Below are 2,943 nucleotides of genomic sequence, written 5' to 3' on the forward strand. Positions count from 1 at the left end.
CGCAAATCGGGGTACGATAACGTCTTGCGATTGTCGCAATAGAAGGGTGATTTCCATCCTGAAGCCCAAGTGAAGGGGTTGTTAGGCTGCAATTTGATGGCCTTTACTTTTAATAAACGTGAAGCGAAATCCTTTTTTAAACTATCCATCTTATCTGTTGTTTTATAGTATATTAATTTTGCAAAGATAGTGCAAACGAAGGCAATGTGAACTTGTTCACAGATTGCTGAGTGCAGCCTATCTTATCAAAAGATAGTGCAAACGAGCACAATAAGAGCTTGCTCTTAAATTGTCGAGTGCAACCTATCGTATTGCAAAGTTAGCTCTTATTACACCATAATGGCCGTTTTAGGGCCATTTTTAATGATATTTATTAATTCTTCCCGCCTCATTTTGGGGCGAAAGCCAAACTTGCCACGCTGAATCTGACGCCTCCGGCCGCGGCCAAAGTCGCAGCTACGGCATGCAGGGTAGCCCCCGTTGTCACCACGTCGTCTACCAACAACAAGTGACGACCGGCCACGGCGGAGGGGCGTTTCAGGCAAAAGGCGTTCTCCACGTTCTCCCTTCGGGCCAAGACGGAGGGCTGTTGGGTCTGGCTGCCGTTGAAAGTGGTTCGCACCAAAGCGCCTTTTATGAGACTTATCCCCGTGGCGTCGCTCAGTCCTTGGGCTATCAGGTCGCTTTGATTGTAGCCCCGATGACGCCTGCGGTCGGCCGAGAGGGGCACGGCCATGAGCCCATCTATATCGTCGAAAAAGCCGGTCGGAGCCAGCCTTTGGCCCATCAGCAGGCCCAATTGGTAGCCGTACTGCGGCCGATGATGGTATTTGAGTTCGTAAATGGGATTGGAGGCGGGAGCGTGAGGGGCGTAGAAAAACAAGGCAACGGCCTTTTCTATGTCGATATGGCCCCAAAACAGACGGGCCATCTCGTTATCGCGGGGGGATTGCTCGTAGCCCGTGAAGGGCAGATGGAGCAGGCAGTCCAAGCACAATGAGTGCTCCTCGGCCGTGAGCCTGCGGCCACACACGGCGCAGGGGCGCGGCGCCAGCAGGTCGATGAGCCGTGTGAGGCGGTTAATCTTCATCCCACACGTCGGCTTCGGTGTCAGCTCCGGCGATAAGGTCTACACACTTGCGAATCACCGTTATGTCGTATCCACGCCCCATGGCGTAACGAATGAGTTTCATGGAACGCTCATATTCGTTGCGTCCCTTGATGGTTTTCCACTTGGAACGCAGCATGGGCAACAGCACTTCCATGTAAGTTTCGTCCTCGATTTCGGCAAACAAAGGGGCTGAAACCGAGGAGGGGATGTGCTTTTGCTGCAATGCTTGTTCTATTTTTCGACGTCCCCATTTGTTGAAACGCAGTTTGTCATTGATGAAAAAACGGGCAAAACGGGCGTCATCCACATAACGTTCACGCAGCAGATAGGCCATGATTTCAGCTTGGTCGTGCTCGTCAATGGCCCATTTGCGCAGCTTCTCCTCCATGTCGGCGGTGCAGTGCTCGGCCTGCGAACAAAGGGCGGTCAGCTTCATGAGGGCCTGCCGGGGAGTGATTTTCTTAGGCTCTGCCATTTTTATGTGCTAAAATAAAACGTTGTTTGCCAAATGGGTCGTTGAGAATTTCCACTTGTTGCCAACCTGTGGTCTGCAAGTTGGTCGACAAAAGGTCGGCATAGAGGGGATTGATTTCAAAGGCCAACAGTCCGCCGGGACGCAGGGCGTCGGCTGCCATTTGGGCGATGGCGTGGTAGAACAGCAACGGATTGTCGTCGGGTACGAAGAGTGCCGTGGCCGGTTCGTGCAGGAGCACCCGTGGTTCCATGTCTACTCGCTCCCGATCGCAGATGTATGGTGGATTTGAAACGATGATGTCGTAGCTCGCCGGCTGTGGTTTGTCGTCCTCCAAGTGGAGCACATCGTGGAGTTCCCAGTTCACTTGAGCGCCCAAGCGCAGTGCGTTCTCGCGGGCCATCAGCAGCGCGTCGCCCGAAATATCCCATCCACTGGCGCTGCAATTCCATAAATCGAGCGCCAAGGTCACGGCAATGCAACCGCTGCCCGTACCAATATCGAGCACCGACGTGGGCTCGGGAGGCTGCAATCCACAGTAAGGTCGGTTGTATCTGTCAAGAATGATGCGACACAGTTCCTCGGTCTCGGGGCGTGGTATCAGCACTTCAGGTCCCACGACGAACCGCCGTCCCATGAAAGTAGCCGTCCCAACAACGTGTTGCACGGGCTCCCCACCCCGCAATCGGTCCATCATCGCCGTTAGCTTTTGGCTCTCCGCCTCACTAAGATCATCTAATTTTCCGCTTAAAATATCCGTAAAAGAAAGATTGAAAACTTCTTCCAACAGCAATCTTACGACTGCCTTGGCCTCCCCCTCCTCATAATGCGGAAGAAGTTCTCTATAAAGTTGTTGATAAGTCATCATGTTTGCAAAGATAAACTTTTCATCATAAATAAGCAATAACAGCTCTCCTCTTTTCTCTACAAAGACATTAAATTAAATAGAGAAACATTAGCAATAATATCAATAGCACACACCACATTATTCCCTCATCCCCGTCTGACTGGTCTGACAAGTCCGACTAGTCTGATTGGTCCGACTTTCATAACAGCCATTCATCCACACCCTCCAAGCAAACCCTTCATCCTCCCAACCTTACACCCTCACACCCTCCCCAACCCACCAACACAAAAAAGAGCCCCGACTACTCACGTAATCGAGGCTCAAATCAAAAAAGGCGGCTACCTACTCTCCCACATTGCATTGCAGTACCATCGGCGCAAGACGGCTTGGAAAGGCAGCGTGGGTGCGTAAATCAGGTAATAATAGTTTGTTGAGCTTGCGAAAATAGCAGGAAAGGAACAAGGTGTCGGGTTTGATACTAACGTGTTCGTAACTAAGAAATTAGATAAATAA

3 protein-coding genes and 1 pseudogene are annotated in these 2,943 nt (G+C 51.3%); all 4 read right to left on the reverse strand.

Going from position 1 to position 2,943, the window contains the following annotated elements; translation table 11 throughout:
• Positions 1 to 188 (reverse strand): annotated as a pseudogene (locus VIR50_RS00890) (hypothetical protein); the annotation flags it as partial.
• Positions 189 to 388: 200 nt separating this feature from the next.
• Positions 389 to 1,090: a ComF family protein gene (locus VIR50_RS00895; protein WP_331933265.1), complete on the reverse strand. Its 702-nt coding sequence runs from the start codon at positions 1,088 to 1,090 to the stop codon at positions 389 to 391.
• On the reverse strand, positions 1,080 to 1,586 hold the full coding sequence (locus VIR50_RS00900) for a regulatory protein RecX (protein ID WP_331933266.1): 507 nt from the start codon (positions 1,584 to 1,586) through the stop codon (positions 1,080 to 1,082). Before VIR50_RS00900 ends, VIR50_RS00895 begins: the two co-directional genes overlap by 11 nt.
• Positions 1,573 to 2,448: a peptide chain release factor N(5)-glutamine methyltransferase gene (gene prmC / locus VIR50_RS00905; protein WP_331933267.1), complete on the reverse strand. Its 876-nt coding sequence runs from the start codon at positions 2,446 to 2,448 to the stop codon at positions 1,573 to 1,575. Before prmC ends, VIR50_RS00900 begins: the two co-directional genes overlap by 14 nt.
• Positions 2,449 to 2,943 lie beyond the last annotated feature (495 nt).

The organism is Prevotella sp. (assembly GCF_036570325.1).
Classification (GTDB): Bacteria; Bacteroidota; Bacteroidia; order Bacteroidales; family Bacteroidaceae; genus Prevotella.